The organism is Streptomyces sp. DH41 (assembly GCF_029813785.1).
Lineage (GTDB): Bacteria > Actinomycetota > Actinomycetes > Streptomycetales > Streptomycetaceae > Streptomyces.
This window is the reverse complement of sequence record NZ_JARVKY010000011.1, coordinates 79,082-96,122: the sequence shown is the minus strand read 5'-3', so window position 1 is coordinate 96,122 and position 17,041 is coordinate 79,082. Positions and strand designations below refer to the sequence as shown.

Sequence of the window (17,041 nt, the reverse complement as noted above, 5' to 3'; positions counted from 1 at the left end):
ACCGTCACCCATAGCAGCGGTGTCGACGAGTGCAGCACCTATATGGATCATGTCTCCGCACCTCGTTGCGGTGCGGGTGGAACGAGTTTGGATGGCGGGAGGCGTAGTCCGCATCGAGGCCCGCACCCGCGAGTTGACGGTGGAAGCCTTCGGCGAGCAATAGTTCGAGGGCGCCACAGCGAACCCGGTGATGGCGGACGCGGTTCGATGCGTGCGCGGGAGCGAGGTCGCCGCGGGGATCCTGTCGAACAACGTCGTCGAGTGGGAGGCGTACTGGCACCCCATGGTGGAGCTGGCCGGAAAGGTCGACTTCCTGAACGATTCCTGCAAGGTGGGTTTCCCCAAGCCCGACCCGGAGATCTTCCGACTGGCGGCGAGGACCGCGGACATCGACCCCGGGCAGTGTGTGCTCGTCGACGACCTCGCCGTGAACTGCGAGGCGGCCAAGGCCGAGGGCTGCCGCGCCGCGCACTTCCGTGACGACCGGCAGGCGCTGCGCGAGCTACTGAGGTTTTCGGGTTGTCGTCGGGTGGTGACGGTTCATGATCCCTGAGGTATGCCGATGAGGTGAGGTATCCAGAGGGTGGGGGCCTGACCGCTGAGCGTCGGGCGTTTCGTGAGGGGATCCGGCTTCAGGCCGGGCAGAGGTTCGCGGCGGGCGAGAAGTCGGCGGTGATCGCGAAGGATCTGCGGGTGAGTGTGCGGTCGGTGGAACGCTGGCGTCGTGCCTGGCGCGAGGGCGGCATGGAGGCCCTGCGCTCGGCGGGTCCGGCGAACTGCCCGACCGTCAAAGACGCCCAGTTCGCCGTGCTCGAGGAAGAACTCGGCAAGGGACCAGCAGCTCACGGCTTCGAAGACGAACGCTGGACCCTGGCACGGGTGCAGACGGTGATCCGCCGGCGTCTGGGGGTGAGCCTGTCGGTGGCGACGGTCTGGCGGCTGCTGAAACGGCACGGCTGGTCCTGGCAGGCACCCGCCCGCAGAGCACTCGAGCGCGACGAGCACACGGTGGAACTGTGGAAGAGGGAGGTGTGGCCGCAGGTAAACGACTCGCGGCGGCGTCCGGCTCCTGGATCGTCTTCGAGGACGAGGCCGGATTCCGGCTCACATCCCGCCGGGGCCTGTGGCGGCGCTCCTCCCGGCCATGGTCGGTGTCGCCGTCAACGGCCGGTCACGGGTGCGTCGTGCGAAGTGGTGACCGCGTCCGTATCGGTGGAACGTCGCGGTGCCGCGGAGCCTTCCGCGGGCTTGGGCTTCGCCAGCCGTAGTCCGGTGAACACGGCGGTGGCCAAAGTGACGATGCCGGCGGTGAGGAAGGCGTTGTTGAGGCCGGTCTCGAAGGTGGCGCCGCTGGATTGCCGGGAGCGGACGATGGCTCCGAGTACCGCGACGCCGAAGACGGCACCGATCTGCCGGGCGGTGGTGCTGACGCCGGACGCGAGGCCGCCTTCCTGCGGGCTGACCGCTTGGATGGCGGCTCCCGTAAGTGGGGACATGGCCAGGGCGAATCCCGTGCCGGCGACTGCCAGGCGCCACCACACATTCCCGTATCCGGTGTCGGCGTGGACGGTGCCGAGTGCCAGCAGTCCCAGGCCGGCCAGGGCGAGGCCGGTGGTGACCACGATGCGGAAGCCGTATCGGGCGGCGAGTCGTCCTGCGTACGGGCTGACGATGACCATGGCGAGGGACAGGGGCAGGGTCTGCAGGCCGGCACGCAGGATCGAGCTGCCTTGGACGTAGACGAAGAACTGGGAGAAGAAGAACGAGGAGCCCATGAGGGCGAACCCGACCACGACCATGGCGGTGTTGGACACAGTGAACAGGCGCTGCTTGAACAGCCGCAGGGGCAGCATGGGCGCGGTGCGGCGGGCTTCGACGGCGATGAAGGCGGCGAGGAGGATCACTGAGGCAGCGAAGCTGCCCAGGATCACCGGTGACGTCCAGCCGCGGGCACCGCCCTCGATCAGGCCGTAGGTCAGCACGCCCACGGTCAGGACGGACAGTGCCGTCCCGGGGATGTCGATCGCGGGGGCGTTCGGGTTGCGGGACTCGGTGAGGTGGCGCAGGCCGACCAGTAGAAGGACCACCCCGATGGGCAGGTTGACGAGGAAGATGGCGGGCCAGCCGAAGGCCTGGGTCAGCACGCCGCCGGCCACGGGGCCCGCGGCGAGGCCGATTCCGCTGAGTCCGGCCCACAGTCCGATCGCCTTGACGCGTTCTTGCGGTACGGGGTAGGCGGCGGCGAGGAGGGCGAGCGAGGCGGGGGCGAGTGCCGCGGCTCCGATGCCCTGCAGTACCCGGCCGGTGATCAGCCAGCCGGCCGAGGGCGCGAGGGCACAGAACAGTGACGCGGCGGTGAACACCGCCACGCCGGTCAGGTACACCCGCTTGCGGCCGAACCGGTCGGCGAAGACGCCACCGGACAGGAGCAGCATGGCGACCAGCAGTACGTAGGCGTCGACGATCCATTGCAGGCCGGTCAGTTCCGTGTGGAGCCGGTGCTGCATGTCGGGCAGCGCTGCTCCGACGATCGTGTTGTCGAGCAGGACCATGAACTGGCCCAGGCAGGTCACCGCGAGCAGCACGGCCCGGTTCGGCCGGCTGCCCACTGTCGCAGGCGATGCAGCCATGGGGAATCCCTCTCAATCGTCGATCGCGCCCGGCCACGACCGGCGTGGTCAGCCTTCGGGCGCTTTAAGGCAGTCAGTGGCTGCGTTAGCAGACTGTATAGAGGGTCACTTCAAAACGCAAGTCTCACCTGCGTTAAGGTGGAGGCATGAACGAACGACAGCGAGCCCGGCGGCCCGGCGGGCGCAGCGCCCGCGTCGGCGCACAGGTGCATCAGGCGGTGACCGATCTGATCAGCGAGCGGGGCTACGGCACCTTCACCGTCGGGGAGGTCGCAGCCCGCGCGGGCGTGGCCGACAGCAGCATCTACCGCCGGTGGGGCAGCCTGGAGAACCTTCTCTCCGAGGTGACGCTCACCCGCCTCAACGCGCAGTCACCCATGCCCGACACCGGAAGCCTCGCCGGCGACCTGCACGCCTACGCGGCCAACGTCGCCCGCGAGATCACCGGACCCGACGGCCTGGCACTCGTACGCCTCGCCGTCGCCCTCACCGGCGCCGGCACCGACCAGCAGGGCCAACAGGGCCAGCAGGCACGTGACGGCCTCCGCGACGAACGCACCCGGCAGATGCAGTCCATGCTCGACCGCGCCGTCGAACGCGGCGAGCGGGTCCCCGCCGCGCTCGACGTGCTGGACCACATCCTCGCCCCGATGTACATCCGCGTCCTGTTCGGCATGGAACTCACCCCGGAGTACGTCGACGGGCTCGTCGACCGGCTGCTGTGACCGCCGGATGCGCCCGGGCCGGCACCGCGGGCGCGGAATCGTCAGGCGGGCTGGGCGGTGATGGTGCAAAGGCGTTTGGTGGCCCGGGTCAGGGCTACGTACAAGTCCCTTTCCCCGCCGGTGCGGGCCGTGTTGATTTCCTCGGGGTTCAAGACGACGACCCCGTCGAATTCCAGGCCGCGCGCTTCGGACGCCGGCACGATGCGTGCGTGGTGAGCGACGCCCTGGGCCGTCAGTTCGCCCACCCTGGTGTCCGCGCAGATCACCCCCAGAAGCTCGCCCGGGTGCGCGGTGCTCTGGGCGCGGAGTTCCTGAATGACGGCGGTGACCGCCCCGTCCGGGGGTGTGGTCACGGTGCGAGGGCTCTCACCGCTTCGCAGTGACCGTGTGGGCTTCTGGTCCGGAGCGATCCGCGTGAGCAGGTCCTGGACGCTCTCCAGGATCTCCCGCGTGGTGCGGTAGCTGACGGTCAGGTTGTGCAGTTTGAACCGCGGTCCGACGTGGGGGCGCAGTGCTTCCTGCCAGTCGCGTGCTGTCGCGGCCGGGCCTGCCTGGGCGAAGTCACCCACCAGCGTCATCGCCCTCGCCGGGCAGCGGCGGACGATCATCCGCCACTGCATGGCGGTCAGTTCCTGCGCCTCGTCGACGACGACGTGCCCGTACGTCCGCTCGGGAGGACCCTCGACCAGGCTCGCCGCCTCGTCCAGCAACGCCACATCGGCATCGGTCCACGGGTCGTCCGGACCGCGCAGCAGAAGGGCCCGCTCCTGCGCGCTCACGCCAGGCAGGTGCTCGGCGAGAGCGCCGGCGTTCGTCAGGAGCGCATTCACCAGGTCACCGGGTACCAGCCGCGGCCACAGCTCCTCGACCGCCCGGTCGACGCCGGCGTCGTCGAGGAGGTCGGCTCGGATGGCGTCCAGGTCCAGCTCGTGGGCCGGGCCCGGGTCGGCCGCGCCTTCGGCACGGCGCTGGGCGGCTCCCGTGAACCGGTCGAGGTTCAGGCCCGTCATCCTTTCGGCGTCGGCGTCGATCTGCTCCAGGAGGTCGCCCATGTCTCGTCGCATCGCGTCGGTGACGGCGTCGGCCAGGAGCTCTTTGAACACCTGGCGCGCGGGGTTGTGCCCCGGTGCGGCTGCCACGGCGGCGTCGCGTGCCGTGGCGACTTCCTTCTCGGAGAGGTGGACCAGTTCCTGTCCTACCCGCACGGTGAAGTCACCGGCGGGGGCTTGGTGGCCGCGCAGCAGGGCGGCCAGGGCGTCGGCGAGGTCGGAACTGCCCTTGAGACGTGCCGTGTCGAACGGGTCCGCCACGTCCGTGGGCACTGCGGCCAGTTCCTGGCAGGTCGCCAGAACGACGTCGTTCTCTCCGAGCGAGGGAAGGACCTGGGAGATGTAGTCGAGGAACCGGGCGTTCGGGCCCACCACCAGGACGCCCTCCTCCGCGGCGCGCGGGAACGCGTACAGGACATAGGCCGCCCGGTGCAGGGCGACCACCGTCTTGCCGGTGCCGGGCCCGCCCTGCACCACGGTCACCCCGCGGTGGGCGGAGCGGACGATCTCGTCCTGCTCGGCCTGCAGCGTCGCGACGGCCGCGTTCATCCTGCCCGTACGCCGTGCCGACAGAGCCTCGGTCAACGGGCCGTCCCCCACGACGTCCTCGTCGGTCGGGACGGTCCCGTCCAGCAGCTCGTCGCTCACCGAGACGACGGTGCGGTCCTCGAGGCGCAGGTGCCGGCGCCGCCGCAAATCCATCGGGTGGACCGGTGTCGCCTCGTAGAAGGGCCGCGCCGCGTTCGCGCGCCAGTCCACGAGCAGCGGCAGGTCGTCCTCCTCGGTCTGCAGTCCGATCCGCCCGATGCGCAGGGCCGTGCCATCCGTCCAGTCGATGCGCCCGAAGACCAGCCCCTTCTCTGCGCCCTCCAGCCGGCCGATTTCCTTGGAAAGACGCTCGGCGGCGACTTCTCTCTCGTATGCCTCACCGACGCTGTCCGTCGGGGCCTTCAGCACACGCGCTCGATTTACTCGCGCCTCGGCAAGCCGCTCGGTGAGCAACTCGTACAACGAGGACACATAATTCCGCTCCGACGCAACCGCACGCACGGCAGAATCATTCGTTTTCAACAACAAGAAGCTCCTTCGATTCGAGCCACACCATACGGTCAAAGCTCCCTAAAGGTAAGTCTTGACTTGCCTGTTGGGGCTATGCCTCTATGGCTGACCATATTTACGTGTCGCGCATTCCGCTGCTCCGTATATCGAAATGCCGGACGGAATGGCTCTTGAGTGAATCGAGCCAGGGCCCAAGGCGCGCGGCGGTCTCTGCCGCCTGATCCTCGATGATGGAGAAGTGATCTGCCTCGATGTACTCGGCCGGTCCACGGTGTTGCCAATCGGGGACGGGGTCGACGTCGCCGAAGCTGCTCAGCGTCACGGTGGCCCGCAGGTTCAGTGTCGGAGCGGCGATCCGCTCGGCCCCGCGCTCGGGGTAGATCCGCACGTAGCCGCCCATGGAGACCAGGCTGTGGTCGTCGACGGGGGTCAGTGCGTTGTCCCGGGACAGGATCTGCCCCAGCGCGTCGGTGAGGACGCGGCGGGTCGGTTCGTGCTCGTCGGGGGAGTAGGTGTCGATCATCGCGAGGCCCGCGAGTTCGCCGCCGTCGTCTTCGATCCGCCGGGCGACCGCATGGGCGACCGCACCTCCTGCCGAATAGCCGATGAGTGCCACCGGGCCTCGCTCGAGTTCCGGTGCGACGGCCGCGGCGAGGCTCTCGATCGCCGCCTCCCACGTCGCCGGCAGGTCCTCGCCTGCGCGCATCCCGGGCAGCCGCAGCGCACTGACCTGCCGCTCGCCGCCCAGCTCACGGGCCAGACGGGCGAACTGGTGAGGGCCCGATCCCGCCAGGAACGACGGGACGCAGACCAGTGCCGGGGCCGCGGCGCCGCGCGCCAGGAGCTGCGCCGCGGCCGGACGCCGTCCGGCGGCCTCGCCGGCGGCGTACGTGGTCATCAGAGCCGAGCTCGCGATCAGCAGGGGCATCGCCGCTGCCAGTTCACCGCGGCGGTGTGCCGCCGACACCAGGTCGGTGAGCGTGCCGCGCACGCCGGCCGGTTCGTGCTCGACCACATCGGTGTCGGGTTCCTCGATCCGCGATCGCACGAGCTTCGCCACGTCGGCGGCGGTTGGGTGGTCGAATATCAGCGTCAACGGCAGCTCCAGACCGGTCAGTCGGCCGAGCCGGTTGCGGAATTCGACGGCGCCGAGGGAGTCGAATCCGAGCTCGGTGAACAGCGCGTGTGGGTCGATCGCCTCGCCCGACCGGTGGCCGAGGACCGCCGCCGTGACGTTGCGCACCTCGCGCAGGATCACGCCGTCGCGGTCTGCGTCGGGCAGTGCGGCCAATCGCCGCGTCAGGCCGACATCGGTACTCGCGGCGGCCGGGGGGACCCGGATCATGCCGCGCAGCGTCGCGGGCAGGGTGCCGCCGCGCGCCAGGTCGGTGAGCGCCGCCGTGTCCAGCAGTGCGGTCATCGGTGTCGCGCGGTCCATCGCGAGTGCGTTGTCGAACAGCGCCATGCCGGATTCCGGGTCGATCGGGACCAGGCCCAGCCTGGTCCGGATCCGGCGGGCGTACTGATCGCCGCCGTCCCCGCCGAGCACCCCTGCCATGCCGACGGTCCACAGTCCCCAGGCCAGTGAATGTGCGGGCAGGCCCGCACTGCGCCGCACGCGCGCCAGCGCGTCCAGCGCGCTGTTCGCGGCGGCGTAGTTGCCCTGCCCTTGTCCGCCGAGCAGCGGCGCCGCGGACGAGAACAGCACGAACGCCGACAGATCCAGGTCGCGGGTCAGCTCGTGCAGGTGCAGTGCCGCATCGACCTTCGGTGCCAGCACCCGCGTCGTCTGCGCGGTGGTGAGGGTGTCGAGCGTGCCGTCGTCCAGGACGCCCGCCGTGTGGATGACAGCGGTCAGCGGGGCGTCGGTGTCGATGTCGGCCAACAGAGCCTGGACGGCGGCACGTTCGGTGACGTCGCACGCCACGACCCGGACGTGGGCACCGAGAGCGGTCAGCTCGGCGACCAGTTCGTCGGCGCCGTCCGCGGCCGGACCGCGCCGCGACGCCAACAGCAGGTGTTGAGCGCCGCGCTCCGCGACCAGATGCCGGGCGACGATCGCCCCGATGCCCCCGGTGCCGCCGGTGATGAGGACCGTGCCGCGATCGAACGACGGTGGTACGCCCGGTTCGGTCGCAGGCAGCGGCTGCAGGCGCGGTGCCAGGAGCCGGCCATCGCGAACGGCCAGGTGCGGTTCGTCCTGGGCCACGGCATCGGCAAGCGACGCGATCGGCAGGGCGTCACCGTCGTGGTCGATGAGCAGGAACCGGCCCGGGTGCTCCGACTGGGCGCTGCGCACCAGACCGGCCACGGCGGCCCCGACCAGATCGGGTTCCTCGCCAGGCAGTCCGCCGGCCCGGCGCGTCACGATCGCGAGCCGGCCGGGGTGTTCGGCGCTGGTCCAGCTCTGCAGGAGGGCGAGCGTCGTCAGCACACCGGCGTGTACGTCCGCCGCGCCGCCCGCGGTTGTGCGGGGCGCCTGCCACACCACCGTGTGGGGAACCTCCTGCAGCGCGGCGAGTTCCGCCAGGTCGGCGCAGCCGGGGGGAGGCTCGGGGGCATCGACGGTCGCGGGATCGCCGAGCACGACGATGCGCCGGGCGTCCGCCTTGGGGGCGGCGGGCACGGTGACCCATTCGAAGTCGAACAGTGGCGCCGAGCCGCGCAGTTGGGCCAGTGCCGCCCGCTCGATCGGACGGACCCGCACCGACTCCGCGCTCAGTACGAGAGCACCGGTCGCGTCGACGGCGTCCACGCGGAAGGTGTTCGGCGCGGTGCGGACGATGCGGACGCGCAGGGCACCCGCGCCGGACTGTGCCAGCTGGACACCCTCGAAGGCGAAGGGCAGGGGCACCCGGCCGTCAGGCCCGCTTTCGGCGAGAGGGCCGACGGCTGCGTGGAACACCGCGTCCAGCAGTGCCGGGTGCAGCCCGAAGGCGGTGGCGCGCGCCGCGGTGCCGGAGTCGAGTGCCAGGTCGGCGAATACCTCTTCCCCGCGCGACCACGCGGCGCGGACCCCCCGGAAGGCCGGGCCGTAAGCGAATCCGAGGTCGCCGAGCACGCGGTACACCTCTGGCCCGTCGACCGGTTCGGCCGCGACCGGAGGCCACACCCGGGGCCACCCCGGTGCCGGGGCCGGTGTGGCGGGGCTGAGCAGGCCACGGGCCTGCGGCACCCAGGTGTCGGCGACGCGGGCGTGGACGGCCACGGTCCGGTGCCCGTCGGCGTCGGGTTCGCCCACGGAGAGCTGCAGGTCCGCGCCGCCCTCGGCCGGGAGGATCAGCGGCGCCTCGAGCGCCAGTTCCGCCAGGCGCGGAACGCCGAGCCGGGCACCGGCGGCCAGTGCCAGTTCCACGAATCCGGTGCCCGGCATCACGACCGTGCCGAGGACGGTGTGGTCGGCGAGCCATGGGTGCGCGCGCTGCGAGAGCCTGCCGGTGAACAGCCACTCGTCCGTGCCGGCGAGCCGCATCCGGGCGTGCAGCAGCGGATGGTCGGCGGAGTCGGCACCGGCGAGCGGCGCAGCGGTCTCCGCGGGCTGCAACCAGAATCGTTCGTGCTGGAAGGGATAGGTGGGCAAGGCGATCCGTGCCTGCGGTCGAGCTCCGAAGTAGGCGGCCCACCGCACCGGCCGGCCCGCGCAGTGCGCTGTTGCCAGCGCGGTGACCAGCTGCTCGGGTTCGGAAACCGTGCGACGAGATCCCGCGACGACCGACGCGCGCTGTGCGGGGTCAGTCGCCAGCGTGGCGCGGGCCATGGTGGTCAGCACCGCGTCGGGGCCCAGCTCGACGAAGAGGCCGGCGCCCGATTGGAGGAGGGACCGCACGGCCGGGGCGAAGCGCACCGCCTCGCGCACCTGCCGTACCCAGTACTCGGGCGTGCCCAGGTGTTCGTCGGCGAAGGCTCCGGAAACCGTGGAGCACAGAGGAATACGCGGCTCGTGGTACGTCAGGTCCGCAGCGATCTCCGCGAACTCGGGCAGCATGGAATCCATCAAGGCGGAGTGGAACGCGTGGCTCACCCGCAGCCGGCTGGTCCTGACGCCCTCGGCCGCCAACATCGACTCCAGTGCCGACACCGCGTCGGTGTTTCCGGAGAAGACCACCGCTTCGGGGGAGTTGACCGCGGCCAGGGAGACCGCGGCGGCCGGATCGGTATTGACCGCCGCCAGCAGCTCCGCGGCCCGCGCCTCCGGCACCGCGGCGGCCAGCATGCTCCCGCCGGCCGGCAGCGCACCCATCAAACGGCCCCGGGCCGCGACGAGCCGGCACGCGTCCGGCAGCGACCACACACCGGCCACGTGGGCTGCGGCCAGCTCGCCGATCGAATGCCCGGCCACCACGTCCGGTGTCACGCCCATCGACTCGAAGAGGCGGTACATCGCCACCTCGAACGCGAACAACGCGGGCTGGGCGTACTCGGTGCGATCGAGCAGGGTCTCGCCGCTCGCGCCGAACATCACGTCCCGCAGCGCATGCTCCAGGTGTGCGTCGAGTTCCGTGCACACCTCGTCGAGCGCCGCCGCGAAGGCCGGGAACTCCTGGTACAGTCCGGCGCCCATCCCGATCCGCTGCGCGCCCTGACCGGTGAACAGGAACGCTGTCGTACCTGTCCGGCCGTCGCCGTCGGCGATGCCCGGGCCCGGCTCGCCGGCCGCCAGGCGCGCCAGGGCCGCCAGCAGCGACTCCCGGTCCGGGCCCACGACCGCGGCGCGCTCCTCGAGTTGTGCGCGGTGCAGCGCCAACGTCGCCGCGACGTCGGCCGGATCGAGTTCGGGGCGTTCGCGTAGCGTGTCGTGCAGGCGGCGCGCCTGGGCCCGCAGGGCGGCAGGCGTCCGCGCGGACAGCAGCAGCGGCAGGGCCGCCGGGCCCGGTGCGCCGACCGGCCGCGGCGAGGCCGCGGGCGCCTCTTCGAGGATCACGTGCGCGTTGGTCCCGCTGATCCCGAACGACGACACACCCGCCCGGCGCGGCCGCTCCCCGGTCGGCCACGGCTCGGCGTCGGTCAGGATCCGTACCGCGTCCGCCACCCACTCCACGTGTGGTGACGGTGCGTCGACATGCAAGGTGGCCGGCAGCACCTCGTGCCGCAGCGCCTGCACCATCTTGATCACACCGCCGACTCCGGCCGCCGCCTGCGTGTGCCCGATGTTCGACTTCAGCGAACCGATCCGCAGCGGCTCGGTGCGTCCCTGTCCGTAGGCGTTGATCAGCGCCTGCGCCTCGATCGGGTCGCCCAGTGTGGTGCCGGTGCCGTGTGCCTCGACCGCGTCCACGTCGGCCGCGGCCAGACCTGCGTTGGCCAGTGCCTGGGCGATCACCCGCTCCTGGGAGGGGCCGTTGGGGGCGGTCAGGCCGTTGCTGGCACCGTCCTGGTTGATGGCGCTGCCGCGGATCACGGCCAGTACCGGGCGTCCGTTGCGCTGCGCGTCGGACAGCCGCTCGAGGGCGAGCACGCCGACGCCCTCGGCCCACGAGACACCGTCCGCACCGCTCGAGAACGCCTTGCAGCGCCCGTCCGGTGACAGCGCCCGCTGCCTGGAGAACTCCAGGAACAGCAGCGGAGTCGACATGACCGTCACTCCGCTGGCCAGGACCAGCGAGGTCTCCCCCGCGCGCAGTGCCTGCACCGCCAGGTGCAGGGCCACCAGCGACGACGAGCACGCCGTGTCCACCGTCACCGCGGGCCCTTCCAGACCGAGGGCGTAGGACACCCGGCCGGAGACGACGCTGCCGGCGGATCCGGTCGCCAGATAGCCTTCCGCGGCGCCGTCGGCGGCCTCGCGCGCCGTGTAGCCGTAGTCCTGGTACATGACGCCCGCGTAGACCCCGGTGTCGCTGCCCCGCAGCGAGGTTGCATCGATACCGGCGTCTTCGAGCGCTTCCCAGGACGCCTCCAGAAGCAACCGCTGCTGAGGGTCCATCGCCGCCGCCTCGCGGGGGCCGATTCCGAAGAAGGCGGCGTCGAAGTCGCCCGCGGCGTGCAGGAATCCGCCTTCCCGGGTGTAGATCTTGCCTGGTTTGCCGGGGTCGGTGTCGTACAGGTGGTCGACGTTCCAGCCGCGGTCTCCCGGGATCGGGGTGATCGCGTCGACGCGCCCGTCGATCAGGTCCCAGAGCTGGTCGGGATTCTCGACGCCGCCGGGATACCGGCAGCTCATGCCGACGATCGCGATCGGCTCGTCGGCCCCGGCAGCGGACCTGGCACGGGTCGGGGCGGTGCGCGGTCGCGCCGGCTCCGAACCGTCGACCCGGGTGAGCAGGAAGCCGGCGACCGCGGCGGCGGTCGGGTAGTCGAACACCAGCGTGGACGGGAGCTGGACACCGGTGGCGGCGGTCACCTTGTTGCGGAACTCGACTCCGCCGAGCGAGTCGAAGCCCAGTTCTGTGAACGGTGCCTCGGGGGCGATGGCGTCGGCCGACTCGTGGCCGAGGACCGCGGCGGCTATCGCGCGGACCTCATCGCGGATCAGCGTCTCCCACTGCTCGGCGGGGGCGTCGAGCAACCGCTGACGCAACGGACTGTCGGCGATCCGGCCGCGCGACGGTACGTGGATCAGGCCGCGCAGGACCGCGGGCAGCGTGCCGAGCCGGCCCAGCGCGGTGAGGGCGGGCGTGTCGAGCAGCGCGGTCATCAGCATCGGTTCGTCGGAGGTCAACGCGCTGTCGAGCATGTGCATGCCGGTGTCCGGCTCGATCGGGGACAGACCGAGACGGGTGCGGATCTGACGCACCAGATATTCGCCACCCGCGTCGTTCAACGCCTCGGCCATGCCGCGCTTCCACAGTCCCCAGGCCAGCGAGTGCCCGGGCAGGCCGGTGCTGCGGCGCACCTGGACGAGCGCGTCCATCGCCGCGTTGGCGGCCGCATAGTTGCCCTGCCCCTGCCCGCCGAGCAGCGGCCCGGCGGAGGAGAACAGCACGAACGCCGACAGGTCCATGTCGCGGGTCAGCTCGTGCAGATGCCAGGCGGCGTCGATCTTCGGGGCGAGCACCCGGTCCACCTGCTCGGCGGTCAGGGTTTCGACGGTGCCGTCGTCGGACACGCCCGCGGTGTGCACGACGGCTGTCAGCCGTTCGTGCGCGGGTACGGATTCCAGCAGCGCCGCGACCTCGGCGCGCTCGCTGACGTCGCACGCGGCGACGCGTACGTCGGCGCCCAGGGCGGTCAGCTCGGTGACCAGCTCCTCGACACCCGGCGCGGCGGAGCCGCGGCGCGAGGCGAGCAACAGGGTGCGCACCCCGTGCCGGGTGACCAGGTGGCGTGCGGTGACGGCGCCCAGGCCGCCCGCGCCGCCGGTGATCAGGACCGTGCCGTCACCGAAGTGTCCGCCGGCCGGTTCGCCGGTGGCCGCACGCGCCAGCCGCGGTGCCACGGTCGCGCCGTCGCGGATCGCGAGCTGTGGTTCGTCCGTGGCGGCCGCGGCGACGATCCGTTGACGCAGGTCCGCGACGTCGTCGGGGTCGATGCCGAGGTCGACGTTCACGATGCGTCCCGGGTGCTCCGACTGCGCACTGCGTACCAGGCCGCGGACGGCCGCTGCCGCGGGGTCCGGCGTCTCACCGGGCAGACCTGCCCCGTTGCGGGTCAGCACGACCAGTGTCGAGTCGGCGCAGCCAGGTTCGGTGAGCCAGGCGCGCAGCACCGCAAGGGCGCTGTGCACGGCCGTGCGAATGGCTGTGGGGACGTCGTCGCCGTCCGCCGGCACCGTCTCGGGCGACCAGACGACGGCCGCGCCGGTGTGACCACCGTCCGCCGCGAACGCCGCGACGTCCTCGAAGGTCTCGGCGCAGCCTGCGACGGACCGCCCCAGGGCGACCACTTGCCGGTCCGGCGCCGCGGGCGCCGTCACCGGCGTCCAGTCGAAGGCGTAGAGCGGGCTGCGGGCGCCGGCGAGCGCGCTCGCGTCCGCGGGGCGGGCGAGTACGGCGTCGATCGACAGCACCGCGGCGCCGCCGGCGTCGCAGGCGTCGACGCGCACCTTCTCGGGACCCGAGCGGATGACGCGGGCGCGGACCGCGGTGGCGCCGGGACGGAACACGCGGACACCGCCGAAGGAGAACGGAAGCGGCAGCCTGCCGTCGGGCAGGTCCTCGGCGAGCACGTCGATCGCGGCGTGGAAGACCGCGTCCAAGAGCGCCGGATGCACCCCGAAGCCCGCCACCCGGCCCGCCGCCGTCTCGTCCAGGGTCACCTCGGTGAACACCTCGTCGCCACCGGTCCAGGCGGCGCGCACGCCCTGGAAGCTCGGGCCGTAGCCGAATCCCAGGTCGGCGAGCCGGTCGTACAGGCGTGCCCCGTCGACCAGCGTGCCGTCGGCGGGCGGCCAGTCGGGGTCGGTCCAGTGCGGTGTTCCGCTGTCAGCGGGGGCGAGGGTGCCGGTGGCGTGGAGCGTCCACTCCGGCTCGCCCGGGTGGGACGGCGCGGTGCCGGTGACGGCACGCGAGTGGACCGACAGGCGTCGGCGGCCGGTGTGGTCGGGTTCGCTCACCGAGAGCTGCACGTCCACGGCAGCGGTGCCGTCGAAGAGCAGCGGTGTCGCCAGGACGAGTTCGTCCAGGACGGGCAGGTCCAGTCGGCGGCCCGCGGCCAGGGCGAGGTCGACGAAACCGGTGCCGGGCAGAAGCACCGTCCCGAAGGCCGTGTGGTCGGCGATCCACGGCTGGTCGGTGGTGGAGAGCCGGCCGCTGAACAGCCATTCGTCGCGTCCGGCGAGCGGCGCGGCGACGCGCAGCATCGGATGATCGAGCGCGTGGAGGCCGGCGCGGCTCATGTCACCGAGCGCGTCGTCGTCGGGCTGTACCCAGTAACGGCGGTGCTGGAAGGCGTAGACGGGCAGGTCGAGGTGGCCGGCCGGCCCGTCCGATGTCAGCGGAGCCCAGTCGACGCCGACGCCCGAGCAGTGGGCGGCGGCGAGCAGCCGCAGGAACTGTTCGGCCTCGTCGATGCCGCGCCGTGCCGCCGCCGTGACCAGCGAGCGGGACGTCTCCTCGTCGCTGAGTGTCTGGCGGGTCAGCGCCGCCAGCACCGCGTCCGGACCCACCTCGACGAACCGGCGCACGCCGGCGTCGGCGAGTGACCGCACCGCGGGGGCGAACCGCACGGCCTCGCGCACCTGCCGCACCCAGTACTGCGGCGTCAGCAGTTCGGGTCCGGCCGGCGCGCCGGACACCGTGGAGCACACGCCGATGCGTGGCGTCCGGTACTCCACCGATCCGGCGACCTGCTCGTACTCGGCGAGCATCGGCTCCATCAGAGCCGAGTGGAAGGCGTGACTGACCGTGAGCCGCTTGGTCTTCACCCACTCTTCGGCCAGCCGGTCCTCCAGCGCGAGGATCGCCGCCGTCCCGCCCGAGAACACCACCGCCTCAGGCGCGTTCACGGCCGCCAGTGAAACCGTCCCGGCCGCGAGCAGTTCCCGCGCCCGCGCCTCCGGCACCGCGGCGGCGAGCATCGCGCCGCCGGCCGGCAGCGCCCCCATCAACCGGCCGCGGGCGGCGACGAGCCGGCACGCGTCCGGCAGCGACCACACACCGGCCACGTGGGCTGCGGCCAGCTCGCCGATCGAATGCCCGGCCACCACGTCCGGGGTCACGCCGAACGACTCCAGAAGGCGGTACGTGGCCACCTCGAACGCGAACAGCGCGGGCTGCGTGAATTCCGTCCGGTCCAGCAGGGCGGCGCGCTCGGTGTCGCCGACGCCGTTCCCGGCACCGCCGGCCCCGCCGGACATGACCTCGCGCAGCGATACCCCCAGCAGGGCATCGAGTTCCGCGCACACCTCGTCGAGGGCGGCGGCGAAGACGGGGAACGCCGCAGCCAACCCCGCGCCCATACCGATACGCTGCGCGCCCTGGCCAGTGAACAGGAAGGCCGTCTCGCCGACGGTGGCGGCACCCGACACCGCGTGCGGGGACGCCGAACCGGCGGCGAGGGCCGTGAGGCCGGCGAGGAGACCCGCCCGGTCGGCGCCGAGCACCGCACCACGCCGGCCCAGCTGAGCGCGCGCGGTGATCAGGACGGCAGCGACGTCGGCGTCCTCGGCCTCGGGGTGCTCGGCGAGCCATTCCAGCAGTCGGCTCGCCTGGGCCCGCAGCGCGGTCTCCGACTTGGCAGAGAGCAACCACGGCGCCGGCAGAGCCGGCCGGCCCGGCTCCTGCCCCGGCTCCCGCTCCTGTGCGGCAGCATCACGGTCGCGCGGCGCCTCTTCGAGGATCACGTGCGCGTTGGTCCCGCTGATCCCGAACGAAGACACACCCGTCCGGCGCGGGCGGTCGAGATCGGGCCACGGCCGAGCCCGCGTCAGCAGTCTCACGGTGCCCGCCGACCAGTCGACCTCGGGGGTCGGCTCGTCCACGTGCAAGGTCGAGGGCATGACGCCCTCTCGCATCGCCATGACCATCTTGATCACGCCCGCGACACCCGCCGCGGCCTGCGTGTGACCGATGTTCGACTTGACCGAACCCAGCCACAACGGGTTGTCGTCCCCACGGGCCTGGCCGTAGGCGGACAGCAGCGCCTGCGCCTCGATGGGATCACCCAGACGCGTACCCGTACCGTGCGCCTCCACCGCGTCCACCTCGGACGCCGACAGCCGCGCGTCGGCGAGCGCGGCCCGGATGACCCGCTCCTGCGCGGGCCCGTTCGGCGCGGTCAGCTGGCTGCTCGCACCGTCCTGGTTCATCGCGGAACCGCGGAGCACCGCCAGCACCCGGTGCCCGTCGCGCTGTGCGTCCGACAGCCGCTCCAGCACCAGGACGCCCACGCCCTCGGCCCAGCCGGTGCCGTCCGCCGACGAGGAGAACGCCTTGCAGCGTCCGTCCGGCGACAGCCCGCGCTGCCGGGAGAACTCCACGAACGTGCCCGGTGTCGCCATCACCGTGACACCGCCGGCCAACGCCATGGAGCATTCGCCCTGGCGCAGCGACTGAGCCGCAAGATGCAGCGCGACCAGCGAGGACGAGCACGCGGTGTCGACCGTCACCGCCGGCCCCTGCAGACCGAAGGTGTAGGACAGCCGGCCCGACGCGATGCTGCCGGCGCTGCCGGTCAGCAGGTAACCCTCGAAGTCCTCGGGCGCGCGGGGAGTCCGGGAGCCGTAGTCGTCGTACATGACGCCCGCGTACACCCCGGTACGGGTGCCCCGCAGCGCGGTCGGGTCGATGCCCGCGTGCTCGACGGCTTCCCACGCCGTCTCCAGGAGCAGCCGCTGCTGGGGATCCATCGCCGCCGCCTCGCGGGGGCTGATGCCGAAGAACTCGGCGTCGAACCGGTCCGCCCCGTACAGGAAGCCGCCTTCGCGGGTGTACGAGGTCCCGAGGTGGTCGGGGTCGGGGTGGTACAGGTTCTCCAGGTCCCAGTCGCGGCCCTTCGGGAAGGGACCGACCGCGTCGCGTTCGGCGCGCAACAGTTCCCACAGGTCGTCCGGGGAGGCGACACCGCCCGGGAGCCGGCAGGCCATGCCCACGATGGCGATCGGCTCGTGTGCGCGCTCCTCCAGTTCCCGCACACGCTGACGGCTCTCCCGCAGGTCGACGGTCGCCCGCTTGAGGTAGTCGCGGAGTTTCTGCTCGTTGCT

General features: G+C 72.0%; 4 protein-coding genes and 2 pseudogenes. 3 read left to right on the top strand and 3 right to left on the bottom strand.

What is annotated here, in order from left to right:
* Window positions 1–190 precede the first annotated feature (190 nt).
* Complete coding sequence (locus tag QC283_RS19425) at window positions 191–553, top strand: HAD-IA family hydrolase (protein WP_336620654.1); 363 nt, start codon at window positions 191–193, stop codon at window positions 551–553.
* Between the two features lie 14 nt (window positions 554–567).
* Window positions 568–1,208 (top strand): annotated as a pseudogene (locus QC283_RS19420) (winged helix-turn-helix domain-containing protein); the annotation flags it as partial.
* Here the strand turns inward: QC283_RS19420 and QC283_RS19415 are convergent.
* Window positions 1,161–2,630, bottom strand: coding sequence for an MFS transporter (locus QC283_RS19415; RefSeq protein WP_279562836.1), 1,470 nt, complete (start codon window positions 2,628–2,630; stop codon window positions 1,161–1,163). The pseudogene QC283_RS19420 and the gene QC283_RS19415 sit on opposite strands and share 48 nt — an antisense overlap.
* Before the next feature lie 146 nt (window positions 2,631–2,776).
* Here QC283_RS19415 and QC283_RS19410 point away from each other — a divergent pair, with 146 nt between their 5' ends.
* Window positions 2,777–3,355 carry a TetR/AcrR family transcriptional regulator gene (locus tag QC283_RS19410; RefSeq protein WP_279562835.1) on the top strand — a complete coding sequence of 193 codons (579 nt, stop codon included), beginning with the start codon at window positions 2,777–2,779 and terminating at the stop codon, window positions 3,353–3,355.
* Window positions 3,356–3,396: 41 nt separating this feature from the next.
* Here the strand turns inward: QC283_RS19410 and QC283_RS19405 are convergent, their stop codons facing one another.
* Entirely contained in the window at window positions 3,397–5,424 is a 2,028-nt protein-coding gene (locus QC283_RS19405; RefSeq protein WP_279562834.1) for a HelD family protein, read from the bottom strand.
* Between the two features lie 154 nt (window positions 5,425–5,578).
* A pseudogene (locus tag QC283_RS19400) lies at window positions 5,579–17,026 on the bottom strand (SDR family NAD(P)-dependent oxidoreductase); the annotation flags it as partial.
* Window positions 17,027–17,041 lie beyond the last annotated feature (15 nt).